Annotated in this window: 14 protein-coding genes and 1 tRNA gene; 4 read left to right on the top strand and 11 right to left on the bottom strand. The window is 62.8% G+C overall.

Annotated features, from left to right (window positions below; all coding sequences use genetic code 11):
• Positions 1 to 31: 31 nt before the first annotated feature.
• On the bottom strand, positions 32 to 925 hold the full coding sequence (locus tag LOKVESSMR4R_RS02180; RefSeq protein ID WP_087206108.1) for a LysR family transcriptional regulator: 894 nt from the start codon (positions 923 to 925) through the stop codon (positions 32 to 34).
• A 139-nt stretch (positions 926 to 1,064) separates the two neighbouring features.
• Here LOKVESSMR4R_RS02180 and LOKVESSMR4R_RS02175 point away from each other — a divergent pair, with 139 nt between their 5' ends.
• Both LOKVESSMR4R_RS02175 and LOKVESSMR4R_RS02170 read left to right on the top strand, forming a co-directional pair.
• Positions 1,065 to 2,201 carry an Acg family FMN-binding oxidoreductase gene (locus LOKVESSMR4R_RS02175; protein WP_087206107.1) on the top strand — a complete coding sequence of 379 codons (1,137 nt, stop codon included), beginning with the start codon at positions 1,065 to 1,067 and terminating at the stop codon, positions 2,199 to 2,201.
• Between the two features lie 7 nt (positions 2,202 to 2,208).
• Complete coding sequence (locus tag LOKVESSMR4R_RS02170; RefSeq protein ID WP_087206106.1) at positions 2,209 to 2,655, top strand: MarR family winged helix-turn-helix transcriptional regulator; 447 nt, start codon at positions 2,209 to 2,211, stop codon at positions 2,653 to 2,655.
• Positions 2,656 to 2,657: 2 nt separating this feature from the next.
• Here LOKVESSMR4R_RS02170 and LOKVESSMR4R_RS02165 read toward each other — a convergent pair whose 3' ends face one another.
• From LOKVESSMR4R_RS02165 to LOKVESSMR4R_RS02155, 3 genes are read right to left on the bottom strand one after another with little or no spacing between them, the layout of a single operon-like run.
• Positions 2,658 to 5,963: an error-prone DNA polymerase gene (locus LOKVESSMR4R_RS02165; RefSeq protein ID WP_087206105.1), complete on the bottom strand. Its 3,306-nt coding sequence runs from the start codon at positions 5,961 to 5,963 to the stop codon at positions 2,658 to 2,660.
• A gap of 60 nt (positions 5,964 to 6,023) precedes the next feature.
• Positions 6,024 to 7,490, bottom strand: coding sequence for a Y-family DNA polymerase (locus LOKVESSMR4R_RS02160; protein ID WP_204248752.1), 1,467 nt, complete (start codon positions 7,488 to 7,490; stop codon positions 6,024 to 6,026).
• On the bottom strand, positions 7,459 to 8,136 hold the full coding sequence (locus LOKVESSMR4R_RS02155; protein ID WP_087206103.1) for an ImuA family protein: 678 nt from the start codon (positions 8,134 to 8,136) through the stop codon (positions 7,459 to 7,461). Before LOKVESSMR4R_RS02155 ends, LOKVESSMR4R_RS02160 begins: the two co-directional genes overlap by 32 nt.
• A gap of 193 nt (positions 8,137 to 8,329) precedes the next feature.
• Here LOKVESSMR4R_RS02155 and LOKVESSMR4R_RS02150 point away from each other — a divergent pair.
• Positions 8,330 to 8,419, top strand: a tRNA-Ser gene (locus tag LOKVESSMR4R_RS02150).
• A gap of 394 nt (positions 8,420 to 8,813) precedes the next feature.
• On the opposite strand, the gene LOKVESSMR4R_RS02145 is transcribed toward LOKVESSMR4R_RS02150, so the two are convergent.
• The 6 genes from LOKVESSMR4R_RS02145 to hmgA all read right to left on the bottom strand — a co-directional run bounded on the left by LOKVESSMR4R_RS02145 (position 8,814) and on the right by hmgA (position 15,012).
• Complete coding sequence (locus LOKVESSMR4R_RS02145) at positions 8,814 to 9,011, bottom strand: DUF2783 domain-containing protein (RefSeq protein WP_087206102.1); 198 nt, start codon at positions 9,009 to 9,011, stop codon at positions 8,814 to 8,816.
• Positions 9,012 to 9,016: 5 nt separating this feature from the next.
• On the bottom strand, positions 9,017 to 10,645 hold the full coding sequence (locus LOKVESSMR4R_RS02140; protein WP_087206101.1) for an FAD-dependent oxidoreductase: 1,629 nt from the start codon (positions 10,643 to 10,645) through the stop codon (positions 9,017 to 9,019).
• Positions 10,646 to 10,723: 78 nt separating this feature from the next.
• The gene (locus LOKVESSMR4R_RS02135) at positions 10,724 to 11,674 is read right to left on the bottom strand and encodes an MBL fold metallo-hydrolase (RefSeq protein WP_087206100.1); all 951 of its coding nucleotides are present in this window, start codon (positions 11,672 to 11,674) and stop codon (positions 10,724 to 10,726) included.
• Between the two features lie 57 nt (positions 11,675 to 11,731).
• Positions 11,732 to 12,979: a fumarylacetoacetase gene (fahA, locus tag LOKVESSMR4R_RS02130; RefSeq protein ID WP_087206099.1), complete on the bottom strand. Its 1,248-nt coding sequence runs from the start codon at positions 12,977 to 12,979 to the stop codon at positions 11,732 to 11,734.
• Positions 12,980 to 12,996: 17 nt separating this feature from the next.
• The gene (maiA, locus tag LOKVESSMR4R_RS02125) at positions 12,997 to 13,635 is read right to left on the bottom strand and encodes a maleylacetoacetate isomerase (RefSeq protein WP_087206098.1); all 639 of its coding nucleotides are present in this window, start codon (positions 13,633 to 13,635) and stop codon (positions 12,997 to 12,999) included.
• A gap of 21 nt (positions 13,636 to 13,656) precedes the next feature.
• The gene (gene hmgA, locus LOKVESSMR4R_RS02120; RefSeq protein WP_087206097.1) at positions 13,657 to 15,012 is read right to left on the bottom strand and encodes a homogentisate 1,2-dioxygenase; all 1,356 of its coding nucleotides are present in this window, start codon (positions 15,010 to 15,012) and stop codon (positions 13,657 to 13,659) included.
• A gap of 169 nt (positions 15,013 to 15,181) precedes the next feature.
• On the opposite strand from hmgA, the gene LOKVESSMR4R_RS02115 reads away from it, so the two are divergent.
• A complete protein-coding gene (locus LOKVESSMR4R_RS02115; RefSeq protein WP_087206096.1) occupies positions 15,182 to 15,631 on the top strand; it encodes a MarR family winged helix-turn-helix transcriptional regulator in 450 nt (149 codons plus the stop codon).
• Between the two features lie 101 nt (positions 15,632 to 15,732).
• Here LOKVESSMR4R_RS02115 and LOKVESSMR4R_RS02110 read toward each other — a convergent pair whose 3' ends face one another.
• Positions 15,733 to 16,968, bottom strand: coding sequence for a Tm-1-like ATP-binding domain-containing protein (locus LOKVESSMR4R_RS02110; RefSeq protein ID WP_087206095.1), 1,236 nt, complete (start codon positions 16,966 to 16,968; stop codon positions 15,733 to 15,735).
• Positions 16,969 to 16,986 lie beyond the last annotated feature (18 nt).

The raw sequence follows: 16,986 nt of genomic DNA, 5'->3' as shown, positions 1-16,986 counted from the left end.
CACATCCAATTATTTTATGCGATTGATTGGATCAGGATTCCTGATCAAAGACCTGTGCGGCCCGCGCCGCCACAAAGGCCGCATCGGCCACGACGCGCGGCGTGCGTCCGACATCGTAGCGGGCAAAGAAATGCAAAGGTGCTGGCGTCCAGTCATAGCCGACCCGCACCAGATCACCGCGCGCCAGCGCATCGGCGGCCATCGCTTCGGGCAGGGTCGCCACGCCCATGCCGTCGATGGTCATATGCAGACAGGCCGCCAGATTGCTGGACGGGACCAGACGGACCGGGACTTTTGCCGCTGCAAAATGGTCAGCGACCTGCGCGAACAGATGCGTATCGCGCGCATGGGTCAGGATCGGATGGGCGGCCAGCGCCTGGGATGACACGACAGCCGGCAGGCCAAGGCTGGCGCTGGCGACCCAGATCAACCCGTAAGCGCCCAGATCAATCTCGCCGGTCACCAACCGGGTAAAAGGCCCGTTCTGCACCGCCAGATCAATGCGCCTTTCGGCCAGCATGGTTTCCAGATTGACGGAAAGATCGACGGTCAATTCGACGCTCAGCTGGGGATAGGTCTCTTTCAGACGCCGCAGGTAATCGCGCAGCCAGGTGTGGACGATCATCTCGGTCACACCCAGCCGCAAAGTGCCGTCGATCAGCGCCTTTTGATCCGCCGCCGCGATCAACGCATCGGTGGCATCCAGCACGCGGCGGGCATGGGCCAGCAGGTCACGCCCCTTGGCCGTCAGCACCACCGACCCTGCATCGCGCGTCATCAGCACCGTGCCCAGCGCCTGTTCCAGCCCCGCGATCCGCGCCGAGATATTGGGCTGCGTCGTGCCCAGCCTGTCGGCGGCACCGCGAAAGCTTTGCAGATCAGCGACCCAGACGAAGGCTTCAAGCTGTTTGAGATTAAGCCGCATGGCGGACCTTTCGCACCGGATGTCCGGCAGGGATACAGCCGATGACCGGCACAGGGCAAGCTGCGTGCTTGCATTTAGTTCGATATCGCATTACTTAGTACGACATCGTATCATTTAACAGAATCACAGGAGACCAGACATGAACCGTCGCAAATTCCTTGCCCTGTCCGGTGGTGGCATCATCCTTGCCGCGACCGCGACCCTTGGCAGTATCGCCAGCAGAACGCCCGCCGCCGCCCTGGCACCTTGGGACCGCGCGGGCCAGATGTATGAAGAGCCGCGTATGCGCGCGCTGTCCTATGCGATCCTTGCGCCCAATCCGCATAACCGCCAGCCATGGCTGGTCGATCTGTCCCGGCCCGGCCAGGTGGTGCTGCGCGTCGATACCGACCGCCTGCTGCCCGATACCGATCCGTTCAACCGCCAGATCACGGTGGGGCTGGGCTGTTTTCTGGAATTGTTGGTCATGGCCGCGGCGCAGGACGGATTCGCCGTGGACCTTGAGGTGTTCCCGCAAGGCTCTGACGATCTGGCGCTGGACGACCGCCCTGTCGCCATCGCGACCTTCCGCGCCGGTGCCGCAATGCCCGATCCGCTGTTCGCCCATGTCATGACGCGCCGGTCAAACAAGGACCCTTTCGACACCAATCGCCCTGTCGCGCCCGAGACGATTGCCCAGATCGCCAGCGCCGCGATCCATGGCAGCCGGGTCACAGGCGATGCATCAGAGCCGAGCATCGCCATGCTGCGCCAATTGACCACCGACGCGATGATCGTCGAGATCGACACGCCGCACACCTTTCAGGAAAGTGTGGACCTGTTCCGCATCGGCAAGGCCGAGGTCGAGGCGAACCCCGACGGCATCGACTTTTCCGGCCCCCTGTTCGAGACTTTGGGCACTTTCGGCCTGATGACCCGCGAAGCGATGGCGGACCCCACCACCAGCATGTTCGCCCAAGGCAAGGCGGCCGTGCTGGCCAATACCCAAACCGCCATGGGCCATCTGTGGCAGGCAACCCGTGGCAATAGCCGCGCCGACCAGATCATCGCGGGGCGCGATTGGCTGCGGCTGAACCTTGCGGCCACGGCTGTGGGCGTGGATATGCAACCGCTCAGCCAGGCCTTGCAGGAATTCCCCGAAATGGCCCTGCATTACAGCGCCGCACATGCGCTGCTGGCGCAGGACGGGGAAACCCTTCAGATGCTGTGCCGTCTGGGCTATGGTCCGACCATCGCCCCCAGCCCGCGTTGGCCGCTGGAGGCCAAGCTGATCTGAGGGCGACATGAACGAAAAAGGCAGAGGCGTATTCCGGTTCTTCAATGAAATCGGGATCATCAACCAGTTGGCCGGGGCGATCTTTGCGGCCCGGCTACCCGGCGGGTTGCATGTGTCGCATTTCGCCCTGCTAAACCATCTGGTCCGGCTGGGCGATGCAAAGACCCCGCTGGCGCTGGCCTCGGCCTTTCAGGTGCCCAAAACGACGATGACCCATACGATCGCCGTGCTGGAAAAGCGCGCCGCGATCCGGCTGGCCCCGCATCCCAGCGACGGGCGCAGCAAGATCGTCTTTCTGACCGAGGCTGGCCGCAAGCTGCATGCCGAAGCGATTGCCAGCATGGCCGACCCGATCCGCAAGATCACCGATGATCTGGGCGATGACATGATCAGCGATCTGATCCCGCAGCTGGAAAAGATCAGGGCCTATCTGGACCAGAACCGCGGCATCTGAGCCTAGTGGAAATCCCGCGATTTGGGGATCACCCGCAGATCGCGCGGATGGCTTGCGCGCGGATCACCCCCGATGGGGCGGCGCACCTCATCGGCATGGGCCAGGGGCGGGTTCATGCGATCCTCGGACAGCCGTTCCAGCGCATCGCTGCGGTCGGTCAACACATGGGCGACCACATGGATCACGTCACCATCGCGCTGCACCACGCCATGCACATCGATCAGGCGCGCCTGCATCACGGTCTTGCGGTTGGCCTCCATCACCTTGGGCCAGACGACCAGATTGGCGACACCGGTTTCATCCTCCAGCGTGATGAAGCAGACGCCATTGGCGCTGCCGGGGCGCTGGCGGATCAGCACGACGCCCGCCAGTTTCACCGGCTGCCCGCTGCGCATCTGCGCCAGATCGGCCGCCGGACGATAGCCCTGTCGCGTCATGCTGCGGCGCAAGAAGGACAAAGGATGCGCCTTCAGCGACAGGCGCAGGGTCTGGTAATCAGCGACCACCTGTTCGCAGATGGGCATCTGCGGCAGATCGAACCGGACCTCTGCCCCTTCGTCGCGGGTATCGGCAAAAAGCGGCAGATCGGGCGCATCGCGCAGGGCCCGCGCCTCCCATAACGCCTGCCTGCGGTCCAGCTTCATCGAGCGCAGCGCATCCGCCGCCGCCAGCCTTTGCACCGTGCCTGCATCCAGTTTCGCGCGGGTTTTCATATCTTTCAGATCATCAAAAGGCCGCCCGCGCGCATCCATGATCCGCTGCGCCATATCGCGGCGCATCCCGTCGATCTGGCGCAGACCCAGCCGCACGGCAAAGACACCGGGCGCCAGCGGTTCAAGGCTGTTGTCCCAATCGGAATAATTCACATCCGCCGCGCGCAGGATCACCCCATGTGCGCGGGCATCACGCACGATCTGGGCGGGGGCGTAAAAGCCCATCGGCTGGGAATTCAGCAGCGCGGCACAAAAGACATCCGGATAATGGCATTTGATCCAAGCAGAGATATAGACCAGCAGCGCGAAACTGGCGGCATGGCTTTCGGGAAAGCCGTAATCGCCGAAGCCCTTGATCTGGTTGAAACAACGCGCCGCGAATTCGGGATCATAGCCGCGCCTGATCATGCGGCCGACCATCTTTTCCTCTAGCGCGCCGATGGTGCCATGCGACCGGAAGGTGGCCATGGCCTTGCGCAGTTCATTGGCTTCCTTGGTGGAAAATTCGGCGGCGACCATGGCGATCTTCATCGCCTGTTCCTGAAAGATCGGCACACCCAGCGTGCGGCCCAGCACCTTTTTCAGCTCGTCAGGGTCATGCTGCGGGCCGGGGCTGGGATATTCCACCAGTTCGGCCCCGCTGCGGCGGCGCAGGTAAGGATGCACCATATCGCCTTGGATCGGGCCGGGGCGGACGATGGCGACCTGAATGACCAAATCGTAAAACTGGCGCGGACGCAGACGCGGCAGCATGTTCATCTGCGCGCGGCTTTCGACCTGAAACGTGCCAAGGCTGTCACCCTTGCACAGCATGTCATAGACGGCCGCGTCCTCCTGCGGGACGCTTGCCAGATCGAACCGCTGGCCGTGATGCGCGGCGATCAGATCGAACGCCTTGCGGATGCAGGTCAACATGCCCAAAGCCAGCACATCGACCTTCAATATGCGCAATTCGTCGATATCATCCTTGTCCCATTCGATGAAACTGCGATCCGGCATGGCGCCATTGCCGATGGGCACGGTTTCGGTCAGCGCCTTTTCGGTCAGAATGAACCCGCCCACATGCTGGCCCAGATGGCGCGGCATGCCGATCATCTGATCGGCCAGCTTGATCGTGCGCGCCATCAGCGGATCGCGCAGATCGATCCCCGCCTCGGCGGCCTGCGCGGCCCCGATCTCGCGGCCCCATGACCCCCAGATCGTCTTGGCCAGCGCAGTTGTGACATCCTCGGACAGGCCCATGACGCGGCCCACCTCGCGCACGGCCATGCGCGGGCGGTAATGGATCACGGTGGCGCATAATGCGGCACGGTTGCGGCCGTATTTGGCATAGATATGCTGGATCACCTCCTCGCGGCGTTCATGTTCGAAATCCACGTCGATATCGGGGGGTTCCTTGCGTTCCTCGCTGATGAAACGTTCAAACAGCAGGTCGTTCTTGGCGGGGTCCACGGCGGTGATGCCCAGCATATAGCAGACGGCGGAATTGGCGGCAGACCCGCGCCCCTGACACAGGATCGGCGGCTTGCATTGGTTGCGGGCGAAATCGATGATCTCGTGGATGGTCAGGAAATACTGCGGGATATCAAGCTTGGCGATCAGCGCCAGTTCCTTGCGCAACGTCGCCTGCAAAGCCGCAGGCACCCCGCCCGGATAGCGCGCCGCCGCCCCCCGCCATGTCAATTCCTCCAGATATTCCTGCGCGCTGCGCCCTTCGGGGACGGTTTCATGCGGATATTCATAGGCCAGATCGCGCAGATCAAAGGTGCAGGCATCAGCCACATCACGGGTCGCACGGATCGCATGGGGCCAATCGGCGAAAAGCCGGACCATCTGCGCGGGCGATTTCAGATGGCGTTCGGCATTGGCATCCAGCAGGAACCCCGCCTTGGCAATCGTGGTCTTGTGGCGGATGCAGGTCATCACATCCTGCAAAGGGCGACGGTCGGGCGCGTGATAATGCACATCATTGGTCGCCAGAATGGACAGACCATGCCTGCGCGCCAAAGCATCCAGACGGTTGATCCGCGCGCGGTCATCGCCGCGATACAGATAACTGGCCGCGATATGGCGCAGCCCCGGCAAGGCGCGCGCCAGACGCGGCAGCAGGGCAGCGAAATGCCCCAGATCCGCCCCCGGCACGGCGATCAGCTGGACGCCTGCACCATGGGCGGCCAGATCATCAAGGCTGATATCGCAGACCCCCTTGGCCTGCCAATCGCCGCCCGCATCCTGCATCTTGCCTTTGGACAACAACCGGCACAGCCGCCCATAAGCGGCGCGATCGCGCGGATAGGCCAGAAATACCTCGCCCGTGACCAATGCCAAACGACAACCGATCACAGGGGTGATCCCCGCCTTGCGCGCCGCCGCATGCAGGCGCACGACCCCGGCCATGGTATTAAGATCAGCACAGCCCAGCTTGTCATAGCCCAAGCCATGCGCGGTCGTCGCCAGATCCACGGCATCAGAGGCCCCGCGCAGGAACGAAAAGCAGGTCGTCACCCCCAGTTCGACGAAATCCGCGCGCGGATTGGGGGCAAAACCGCCGCCTTCCAATTCCCGTCTGGGATGCTGGTGGTCATTCTGCGGCATGACACAGCAACTTCTTTTTTCCAGAAATACTCCCGCCGGAGGCAGCGCAACCCGTGCCCATCACACGAAGACCCCGTGGATAAACCAGCGCGGATCACCGCCGCGCCCGTCCGTGTGCAGCCCTTCGCGGTAAAGCCACAAGCGGCGGCCCGCCTGATCCTCGACCTTGAAATAATCGCGCAGGCGGGTGCCGGGGCGGTCGCGCCACCATTCGGGCGCGATACGTTCGGGGCCAGCATACCGGGTCACGCGGTGGGTCTGGCGGCGCCAGATGAATTGCGCGGGCGGGCCTTCGGGGACGGCGTAAAGCACGCGCACCTCTTCGGGCTGGTCCAGCAGGCGCAGCGGGCGTTCGCTGGCGGGCACAGGCATATCGGCGGGCATATCGGCCATGGCGGGCAGGCGCGCCTCGGCCCGTTCGGGGATGTGGCTGGCGCGCAGGACGGGGCGGGTCACGGCACGATCCCCGAAACGCGCGGTCAGCCGGTCCAGCAGATGCGCCAATTGCAGATCATCATCCGCACCACCATCAAGGCGGCTTTGGACCTGCGGCATCGCGCCCAGATCGGCGGCCGCGAGCGTGATCAGATCAAAGCCGTAACCGGGGTTGATCCGGTCCAGTTTGTCGCGAAACAGCCCGTGCAGATGCACAGGATCACGCGACAGCGCGGATATAGCCACCGAGAGATGGCTGATATCGCCATCGCTGCGATAGATGGTCAGATGCAGTCGCCGGCAGCCTTGGCCCGCCTGATCCAACTGGTCGCAGAGATCGGCGCAAAGCGCGGGCAGATAGGGGCTTGGGTCGAAAATCGGCTCTGCCAGGCGGCTTTGCGCCATGAATCGGGGCGCGGGATCGACGCTGGACACAGGTTCCGCCAGCTGACCCAAAGCCTGATCCAGCCGCAGCAGCGGATTGGCGGGCAAGGCGGCCTTGGCGAAACGGCGGGTCAGCGACAGGCGCGGCACATCCATCACCGCGCCGATGGTTTTCAACCCCAGACGGCGCAACAGCAGCACCGTCGCACCATCCAGCCGCAATCCGGTGACAGGCAAAGTCCCCAGTTTCACCGCCAGATCATCCGCACCACAGATCGCGCGCACCGGACCAAACCGCGCAAGCGCCCAGGCCGCCCCCCAGGTAGGGGCCACGGCCAAACGCGCGCCCAGACCCAGCAAGGCCAATTGCGTTTCCATCTTGACCAGCATCGCCGCCTCGCCGCCCAGCAGGTGATCGGACCCCGTGGTGTCAAGGATCAGCCCGTCCTCGCCGTCGCGCACGGTCCACGGACACCAGCGCCGCGCCCAAAGCACCAGCCGGTCGAGCGCGGCAAGATCCCCCGCCTGATCGGCATAGGCGACCTGCAAATCAGGGCAGATCGCGCGCATATCCACCAGGCGCGACCCCGCCCTGATCCCCGCCAGCCGTGCCGGGCGGTTGGCGGCATGCACGACAGGGCCGTGATGTCCCTCGCGCGCCAGCACCAGCGCGATGTCATCCGGCGGCGCGTTGCCCTGCCTTTCCATCACCCGCGTCCAGCGTTCCATCGGAAATTGCGGCAACCAGATCGACACGATCCGCCGCCCGGTCATAGCTGGCCACCCATTGGCCCGGCCTTGCATCGCGCGAGCGGAACAATTCCACCGCCCAGCGCGGCGCACCGGGCGCTTGGCGGTCGTGCGGATGCGGCGCGGAGGGGCGCGCGCCAATGCGCCAGCGGTCGCGCGCGGCACTCAGATTGGGATGCGCCGCGCGCCGGATCAGCCAGCAAGGCACGGCGGCGGCCTCGGACCGCAAGGCCAGCCGCTTGGTCGCGGTGAAATCCAGCGCCGCCGGATCGCCCCAGATCTCGCCGATCACACCACCAAGGCTGCGGCAGCGCAGACCTTCCTCCAGCGCCCAAAGCACATCGACAGCGCGTGACAGGCTGACCAAGATGATCGGGCGCCGCGGGCCTGCCCCTGCCAGGCTGGGAAATCCGGTTTGCTTGCGCGACAGGCGATCCTGCACCCATAGGACAGGCCGCTGACCCTGCGGCAACCGCGCCAGCGCAAAGCCCAAAGCGGCCGCATCCGCCGCCGTTTCGACAAATATTTCGGACAGGGTCAGGCGGGACAGCCCCGGCGGGGGCAGCTGGCCTGTCGCGGTTTTCTGCATATGAAGCAACGCCATACACGATGCACCTAATTTGTGATCAAAATGTTCATGCTTTGTTCTATTTCATCACATTGATTCTGACAATCCGCCCGCCACCAGTGCCACGCAATGCCGCAGGCGAAAGCCTTGTTGCGCCGGAGTGAAACAAACGCGCGCCGCGACAATTTCCGCTTGTTCTTGGCGCTTCATACCTGCTAGACCCCGCGGCGGAGATGTGGCCGAGTGGTCGAAGGCGCTCCCCTGCTAAGGGAGTAGGCGGGAAACCGTCTCGAGGGTTCGAATCCCTTCGTCTCCGCCACTTGCCCTTGAGAAAGCGTTCTCGCGATCCCGCCGCGGCCGGGTTTTTCCGCTAGTTTGGCAGAAGCCTGCGCGTTTCTTCTCGAAGCGTCTTGAGAGGCAAAGGATACCACCCAGTGGCAGAGTTGGACTGCAGTCGCATTTGAAGCGCCTGGGATGTCGAACAATATTTTGATATAATAATTTCAATGACTTACGGATGTGATTCAAGTGTAACTTAGCCATGACGCGGCAGATCGTAGCTGCCAGCTTTACACGCCGCGAACTGATGCGAGGGCGGCCTGCCAGGCTACGCAAAGTTGAACCTTGACGAAAAAGCAGCGTCATCATTGGACCAGAAGCTCTCTGGTAAACCCGCATCAGTTCACTGCTGCTCTTCGGCTATCCCGCTGGCGTCACGACCGCCGGGGGGCTTTCGCCGCCACCAATGCGCGGGACAAAACTGCGCGGTCGCCGACGTGGTTGGCCAGCAGCAGCACCAGCCGCGCGTTGAAGGCGGCGCTTTCGTCGTCGGACAATCCGTCGTGGCACTGGATCAGGTCCGCGTAGAATTCATCGGGGCCAGAGATGTTGGGTTTGGTGTTCAGGGTCATGGCGGTCACTCCATGCCGCAGGCGCGGCGCAGGGCGGCGCGCAGGGCGGTTTCATCGAAATGAGGCCAACGGGCAACCACATGTTGGTCGGGCCGGATAAGGTAGACGGCACTGTCCGCATCGCCCAGATACCGCGCGAAGAGCGCGCCGGTTGCGTCGTCATCAGTAGAGAGCGCCACGGCTGCGGCGGTCACGCCTCCTTCGGTCACGGTGGTCGGCGCATCTGTATTGAGGGTCAGGATCGTGAAGCCACTTCCGAGAGCATCGAGAAGAAACCCATCGCCAAGCGGCGCATCCGGGCACGGGCTGCCGGGGCGGGTGCGGTCCGGGCCGCCGTCCAGCCTGTCCTCCCCGAACAATGGCAGGCCGTCGTAGGTGCAGGGCATCGACAGGCGGCCGGAATTGACCAGCGGGCGGGCGAATTCGAACTGCTCTGCCAGTTCCAGCACCGCGTTGCGGAAGATATGGCTGACCTTGGATTTTGGCGTGATGAAATCCGTCGCGCGGGTCGAGTTGAGGATATTTTCATCCGCCCCGTAGGCCCGTTCGTCATGGTAGCTGTCGAGCAGCGTGTCAGGCGCTTCGCCCCGCACCACCATGCCCAGTTTCCAGCCCAGGTTGTCGGCGTCCTGCATGCCCGAATTGGCCCCGCGTGCGCCAAAGGGGCTGACCTGATGGGCGCTATCCCCGACAAACAGCACCCGGCCGTGGCGGAATTTGTCCATCCGACGGCACTGGAACGTATAGATCGACGACCAGACAATGTCGTAGTCCACCTCTGCCCCCAGCATCGCGTCGAGCCGTTTGCGCACGTTTTCTTCCTTCAGCTCTTCCTTGCGGTCCACGTCCCAGCCGATCTGAAAATCGACGCGCCAGATGTCGTCGGGCTGTTTGTGCAGCAGTGTCGATGCCCCGGCCTTGTGGCTGGGTTCGAACCAGAACCAGCGTTCGGTGGGAAAGTTGCCGCTGAGCATCTTGATGTCGGCGATCAGGAAACTGTCCTTGAACACGCGCCCGTCAAAATCGAGGCCCATCATGCCACGTAGCGGAGACCCCGCACCGTCTGCGGCGATCAGCCAGTCGGCGTGCAGGGTGTAGTCCTGCTCTGGTGTCTGGATGCTGAGCACGCTGTGGTCGTCGTGGATTTCAACGCTGGCCACGCGGTTCTTGCCGCGCACTTCGATCGGCGCACCTTCGGCTTGCGCGGCCTGGATGCGTTCGAACAGGAACTTTTCGAAATAGGGCTGTTGAAGGTTTATGAAGGCGGGAAACTTGTGTCCGTCCTCTGGCAACAGGTTGAATTCGAATACCTTGCGGTCCTCATGGAACACCTTGCCGAGGTTCCAGACAACGCCCTTGTCCAGCATCGGGCCGGCACAGCCGTAGCGGTCGGCAATCTCAAGGCTGCGCTTGGCAAAGCAGATGGCGCGACTACCCTGCCCGATGCCTTCGTGATCATCCAGCACCACGACCGGAACGCCCTGCAACCCAAGATCCAGCGCTGTTGCCAGCCCGACGGGACCACCGCCCACCACGACGACCGGATGGCGCACGGGCGTCTTGGCGTCCTGATCGGCAGACCGCGCGTAGGGATAGAGTTTGAATGCGAGTTGGTATCGGTCGTCAAGCGGCATCGGTCTCTCCTCATCAGATTAGGGCCTAGGGGCCCCTGCCCGACCGGGATTGCACCGGTCAGGCCGTTCGCGCGTGGTTCAGCCCTGAAAGGCGTTCCACATCTCCTTGTCCCGCTCTGCGGTCCAGACGCGGGGCGTGTCGATCCCGCGCGCTTCGTCGTAGGCGCGCGCCACGTTGAACGGCAGGCAATGTTCATAGATCGCGTAATCGCTGAACTTCGGGTCGCAAGCCGCGCGGCAGGCGTCCCAGGCTTCTTTCATGGTGCCACCCCGCGCCACGACCTTCGCGATGGGCTGATAGGTGGAGCGGACGAAATCAGCTGTGCTTTCCAGCGCCTTGGCGACCATCTCTTCGCCCAGCAATGCATCGCCACGGCCCGGCGCGATGGATTTGGGTTCAAAGGCCGCGATGTTTTGGAGCGTCTCTTCCCAGTCGTTGAAATGCCCGTCGCCGCAGTAGCATGCAGAATGGTATTCCACGATATCGCCGGTGAACATGACCTCTTGATTGGGCACCCAGACGACCGCATCGCCCGCGGTGTGGGCGCGACCCAGCTTCATGATGTCGACGCGGCGCTTGCCCAGATAGACGGTCATGCTGTCGGAAAATGTTGTGGTGGGCCGTGTCAGGCCGGGGATTTCCTCGTGCCCCTGAAACAGGCGCGGGAAGCGGTCGAATTCGCTGTCCCAGTCTTCCTGTCCGCGTTCTTCGACCATGGCGGCGGCGACGTCGGACATGATGATTTCGCGCGCGCCATAGGCGCTGGCGCCCAGCACGCGGACGGCGTGGTAATGGGTCAGCACCAGATGGCTGATCGGCTTGTCCGTTACCTCGCGGACCTTTTCGATCACCATGCGGGCCAGACGCGGGGTTGCCTGCGCCTCGACGATCATCACGCTGTCGTCGCCGATAATCACGCCGGTGTTGGGATCGCCCTCTGCGGTGAAGGCATAAAGCCCCTCGCCCACCTGGGTGAAGCTGATCTTCTTTTCTTCCATATCGCCTGCGGATGCGAATGCCTTGGCCATGTTGTGTCCTTTCAAATCTGTCTGCTCTTGCGCCGCGCGGTTGGCGGCGCCTATGTGTTAGCGGCTGTAGGGGGCGGCAAATGCGGCCAGAACCTTGCCCGCACAATCGCCGAAGCCCACGCGGTATCCGTCGCCTTTGGCCGCGCCGCGCAGGGTCAGGGTGTCGCCGTCTTCAAGGAAGGTGCGGATTTCCCCGCCGTCGAGCGTCACAGGCTCTTTTCCGCCCCAGGTCAGTTCAAGCAGCGCGCCGCGCTGGTGTTTTTGCGGCCCGGAAATCGTGCCAGAGCCGAGCAAATCGCCCACCCGCATTGGACAGCCGGACGTCGTGTGGTGCGCCAGCTGTTGGGCAGAGGAATAATACATGACGCTGTAGTTCGTCCGGCTCAGCACCGTTTCCGGCCCACCATCGGGGGCCAGCGCGACGTCCAGATCAATATCATAGAGCATCGGGCCGGGTTCTTGCAGATAGGGCAGCAGATCCCGTTCACGGTCGGGGGTCGCGGTGCGGAACGGCTCTAAAGCCTCTTTGGTCACGATCCACGGGCTGATCGTCGTGGCCGTCGCCTTGGCCTGAAAGGGCCCGAGTGGTTGGTATTCCCAGGCCTGAATGTCCCGCGCGGACCAGTCGTTCAAAAGGACATAGCCAAAGATCATCGCGTCGGCCTCTGCCACTGTGACAGGTCCGTCCGACGGCTGGCCCACGATGGCGCCGAATTCCAGTTCCAGATCGAACCGCTTGCAGGGTTCAAACCGGGGCAGATCATCATCCGGCCCTTTGATCTGGCCCCAAGGGCGACGCACATCCGTGCCGGAGACAACGACCGAGGACGCCCGCCCGTTGTAGCCAATGGGGATCGACAGCCAGTTCGGCGGCAGCGCGTTTTCCGGCCCTCGGAACATCGTGCCGACATTGGTCGCGTGGTCCTTGCTGGCGTAGAAATCGGTGTATTCGGCAACCTGAAACGGCAGCACCATCCGCACATCCGATTGCGCGACCAGATAGTCGGGGCGTTCCTCTGCCCCGTCTTTCAACAGGTCCATCAGCGTGGCGCGCAGGCCGGCCCAGGCGTCCGGCCCAAGCGCCATGAAGTCGTTCCAGTAGGGCACGTCGAACACCGGGGCGAGGTCGCCCAGCAGGCCGTCGCTTTCGGCTTTGAACAGATCGAAGATCATGTCGCCGATGGCCACTCCGCAGCGGGGCATCGTGTCATTGCCGCAGGAAAACACGCCGTAGGGCAGGTTGTTCAGCGGAAAATCGGTGTTGGGAGAATTGGCGCTGGCAACCCAGCTTTTCATCAAGGCCAAGGTGTTTATCCTTTTGGTCAGAATGTGGCGTCGGGCTGCGCCTCTGGCAGCGCTGCGGCGATTTCGGGGAGGACGCGGGCGGCCGCATCAAGGGCGACGAGGCGGTCGAAAGGCGCAAGGTCCAGCCCCCAGCGGCGGGCGTTCACCATCTGCCCCACAAGGCACAGGTCGGCCTGGGTGATCGTGTCGCCAAAGCTGTATTTGGTGCCCTCTGGCAGCATCGCCTGATAGGCGGCAAAACCGTCCTGCATCCAGTGCTGCATCCAGGCTGTGCAATCGTCCTGCGTCTGCCCTATGGCTTTCAACCGGCGCAGAACCTTCAGGTTATTCACCGGATGGACGTCCATCGCGATGACCTGTGCAGCTGCACGCACGCGGGCGCGGTCGGTTGTGTCTGCGGGCAGAAGCTTTGGGTCGGGATAGGTCTCTTCGATCCAGTCGAGGATCGCCATGGACTGCGTCAGCACCGTGCCATCCTCCAGCACAAGCACGGGAACGCCCGCGAGCGGGTTAATCTGGCGAAAATCCTCACCATGCTGGTCACCCTTCAACAGATCGACCGGCCGGATGTCATGGGCGATGCCCTTCAGGTTCAACGCCGCGCGCACGCGCAGCGACGTCGTGGACCGCCAGTAGGAATAGAGCGTCAGCGCCATGTCAGACCCGCCCGCGCGCGATCATTTCAACCCCGGCGTGCCGTCGAATTTTTTCTCGAGGCTGTCCCAGCAGTCAATGTAATCGTCCTGCAAGGGGGCCTCTTTGCCGGCATATTCCGTCAGATGCTGGGGGAAACGGGTTTCGAACATGAAGGACATCGTGTTTTCCAATTTCTCCGGCCCGAGGTTGGAATTCGACGCCCCCTCGAACGCCTGTTTATCCGGCCCGTGGGGCAGCATCATGTTGTGCAGGCTCATGCCGCCGGGCACAAAGCCCTGAGGCTTGGCGTCGTACTGACCGTGAATGTTGCCCATCAGTTCGGACATGATGTTCTTGTGGTACCACGGCGGGCGGAAAGTGTTTTCGGCCACCATCCAGCGGTCACGGAACAGCACGAAATCGATGTTCGCGGTGCCCGGCACGCCAGACGGGGCGGTCAGCACGGTAAAGATCGACGGATCCGGGTGATCGAACAGGATCGCACCCACGGGGCAATAGGTTTTCAGGTCGTATTTGTAGGGCGCGTAATTGCCGTGCCACGCGACGACATCCAGCGGCGATTGGGCGATCTTGGTCGCATGGAATTGCCCGCACCATTTGATCGTCAGGGTCGAGGGCACCTCACGGTCCTCGAAGGCGGCGACGGGCGCCTTGAAGTCACGGGGGTTCGCCATCGCATTTGCGCCGATCGGGCCACGGGCGGGGAGTTCGAATTTCTGGCCATAGTTTTCGCAGACAAAACCGCGACACGGGCCGTCCAGCACTTCGACGCGGTAAACCAGCCCACGCGGGATGATCGCGATTTCCTGCGGGGCGACATCGATCACGCCCAGTTCCGTGGCAAAGCGCAGCATGCCTTGCTGGGGCACGACCAGCAATTCACTATCGGCGGAATAGAAATAACTGTCCTCCATCGAGGCATTCACCAGATAGACATGGGCCGCCATGCCGATCTGCGTGTTCACATCGCCCGCCGTCGTCATGGTGCGCATCCCGGTAAGCCATGTCAGATCCGCGCCCACGGGTTCTACCGGATCCCAGCGGTACTGGCCCAGCGACGTAACCCCTTCGGGCAGATGCGGTGCGGATTTCCAATACGGCAGGTCGATGCGTTCATAGCGGGCAGAGTGTTTGACAGATGGCCGGATGCGATAGGTCCACGTCCGCTCTGGCGGATGGGCGGTAAAGGCGGTGCCGGACAGCTGTTCACCATAAAGCCCGTAGTTGCATTTCTGGGGAGAGTTCATGCCTTGCGGCAGCGCGCCGGGCAGCGCCTCTGATTCAAAATCGTTGCCGAAACCGGGCATATACCCCTCATGCGGGCCCGTGGTGCCGGTTGCGCGGATCATGTCCTGTGGAAGCGCGTGTTTGGTCATGTCAAAACCTCCTGAATGTGACGCCCAGCGCGTGAAAACGGGCGCTTCAATCTTTGATGTGACTAAACGTTGCAAATGCTACGATGTCAAGAGACTCGTAGCATTTGCAATGAAGGCTTGCGAAGAACCGCCCAGGCGGGGATAATGGGCAGATGCGAAAGGACGCGCGATGACCACGGACATGCCCCCCCTGCCCGAGTTTGATCTATACGGATTTACGCCCTATCGGCTGGCGGTCGCGGCCAAACGCACGAGCGAGGAGCTGGCCCGCCAGTACCGGGACCGGTTCGGCATCTCGATCCCCGAATGGCGCGTGCTGGTGCATCTGGCCCATTCGGGCGAAGTGTCCGTCCGTGACATTGAAGCCCGCGTCGCGATGGAGAAATATGAGGTCAGCCGCGCCGCGAAACGCCTGCGCGAAGAGGGGCTGATCGAACGCCGGGAAAACCCCGCCGACCGGCGACTTGTGATTATGTCGCTGACGCCCAAGGGGCACGCGATGATGGCCGACCTGCTGCCAATGGCCAAGGCGCATCAACAGGATCTTGAAAACAGGCTCGGCTTGGCCTTTCGCAAACTGGAGGTTGGTCTGGAAGCCTTGCTGAAGGACCAGATCTAGGCGATCAGCCCTTTGCGTTGGCGATCCTTCCCCCTGCCGCGCAGGCGCAGGCTGCCACCGGGTCTGGCGCGGGCCGGCGTGGCGATATGGCAGAGCCGCTATCAGGCGGATGGCACGATCCCCTTCGCCCGCCAGACATCAAATATCTCTAGCGCTTTATCCGCGAAGGCGGCGTCATTGATATGCGCGTCAAGGTCGTGACGCGTGACATTGGCGGGCAGTGTCTTGCGCAGCTCGGTCAGGAACGCGTCGAGCCCTGCTTTGTCATGCAGATGTTCCCCTTCTCGGTCCCATTCTCCCAAGCCCCGGTCGGGCAGGATCATCGCGACCGGTCCTTGCGCTGTTGCCAATTGTCTGGCGTGGGCGCGGGCGACCTCTTGGCGTTCGGACGTGTTCAGAACGATCGAGGTCAGCAGGCGGTTATGCGCGTGCATCATGTGGTCCGACCATTTGTCCGGCACGTCCTGCCAGCCCACGATATCGACCAGATCATAGCACCCCGGCGCGACGATCTGCGGGATGCCCGCCTTGCCCGCGTTCGTCAGGCGGTCCGCCCCGGCAGAGATGTTCGACCCATGCAGGTGATTGCCCAGTTCCTGCGTGCAAAAATCAAAGACACAGGCAAAGGCCCCCTGCGACGCAAGGCTTTCAAACGCGCGCCCGCCCATGCCCGTGGCGTGAAACACGGCCACCTCATAGCCGCGCTCTTCCAGCGCAGGCTTCAGCGGGACCATATATTTCAACGCCGATTTGCCCAAGGATGTCATGCCGATCAGAGGCTTGGACAGATCGGGAGCATCCACCGCGCGGGCCGCCCCCAACACCGCCCCGGCGGCTTGGCTGAGAGAGGCTTTGCAGACCGAGTTCAACCCATAAAGCCCGCCCGCCCACAGGATCATTTGCGTATCCGCCGCCAGACGTTCCGCCGGGATCAGCGGAGAGAAGGACACGGTCGAGACCACGTATTTCGGCACGCCCAAGGGCAGCGCCGTGCAGACATCAAGCGCCAGATCGGTGCCCATTGTGCCACCCAACACGATCATCCCGTCAAAGCGGCCTTCGGCATAAAGCCGCGCGGTCATCATCGCGGCACCCTTTGCCATGATCTGCATGGCGTGGTTTTCATCGCCTGCGTCAACCGCCGCCTGAATACTGCTGCCGCCTTCTTCAGCCACCGCGTGTTTTGAATAATCCGTGGGGCTGGACGGATCGCCCAGAACCGACACATCCATCGTCACGACCTGCCCGCCCTGATCGCGCAGGACCTGTGCAAGATATCCCAACTCATCGTCCTTGGTGTCGTAGGTGCCGATCACAAGAATGGTTTTGTCAGACATGTGGTGCCTCCTCAGGCG

The sequence above is a fragment of the Yoonia vestfoldensis genome (genome assembly GCF_002158905.1).
Taxonomy (GTDB): Bacteria; Pseudomonadota; Alphaproteobacteria; order Rhodobacterales; family Rhodobacteraceae; genus Yoonia; species Yoonia vestfoldensis_B.
The sequence above is the reverse complement of the archived record's forward strand: the minus strand, read 5'-3'. Positions and strand labels throughout refer to the sequence as shown.

What these genes read in the sequence shown, in the direction of transcription:
- LOKVESSMR4R_RS02180 (WP_087206108.1), bottom strand. Translation starts at nt 925, where the DNA reads ATGCGGCTTAATCTCAAACAGCTTGAAGCCTTCGTCTGGGTCGCTGAT.
- LOKVESSMR4R_RS02175 (WP_087206107.1), top strand. Translation starts at nt 1,065, where the DNA reads ATGAACCGTCGCAAATTCCTTGCCCTGTCCGGTGGTGGCATCATCCTT.
- LOKVESSMR4R_RS02170 (WP_087206106.1), top strand. Translation starts at nt 2,209, where the DNA reads ATGAACGAAAAAGGCAGAGGCGTATTCCGGTTCTTCAATGAAATCGGG.
- LOKVESSMR4R_RS02165 (WP_087206105.1), bottom strand. Translation starts at nt 5,963, where the DNA reads ATGCCGCAGAATGACCACCAGCATCCCAGACGGGAATTGGAAGGCGGC.
- LOKVESSMR4R_RS02160 (WP_204248752.1), bottom strand. Translation starts at nt 7,490, where the DNA reads ATGGAAAGGCAGGGCAACGCGCCGCCGGATGACATCGCGCTGGTGCTG.
- LOKVESSMR4R_RS02155 (WP_087206103.1), bottom strand. Translation starts at nt 8,136, where the DNA reads ATGGCGTTGCTTCATATGCAGAAAACCGCGACAGGCCAGCTGCCCCCG.
- LOKVESSMR4R_RS02145 (WP_087206102.1), bottom strand. Translation starts at nt 9,011, where the DNA reads ATGACCCTGAACACCAAACCCAACATCTCTGGCCCCGATGAATTCTAC.
- LOKVESSMR4R_RS02140 (WP_087206101.1), bottom strand. Translation starts at nt 10,645, where the DNA reads ATGCCGCTTGACGACCGATACCAACTCGCATTCAAACTCTATCCCTAC.
- LOKVESSMR4R_RS02135 (WP_087206100.1), bottom strand. Translation starts at nt 11,674, where the DNA reads ATGGCCAAGGCATTCGCATCCGCAGGCGATATGGAAGAAAAGAAGATC.
- maiA (WP_087206098.1), bottom strand. Translation starts at nt 13,635, where the DNA reads ATGGCGCTGACGCTCTATTCCTACTGGCGGTCCACGACGTCGCTGCGC.
- hmgA (WP_087206097.1), bottom strand. Translation starts at nt 15,012, where the DNA reads ATGACCAAACACGCGCTTCCACAGGACATGATCCGCGCAACCGGCACC.
- LOKVESSMR4R_RS02115 (WP_087206096.1), top strand. Translation starts at nt 15,182, where the DNA reads ATGACCACGGACATGCCCCCCCTGCCCGAGTTTGATCTATACGGATTT.
- LOKVESSMR4R_RS02110 (WP_087206095.1), bottom strand. Translation starts at nt 16,968, where the DNA reads ATGTCTGACAAAACCATTCTTGTGATCGGCACCTACGACACCAAGGAC.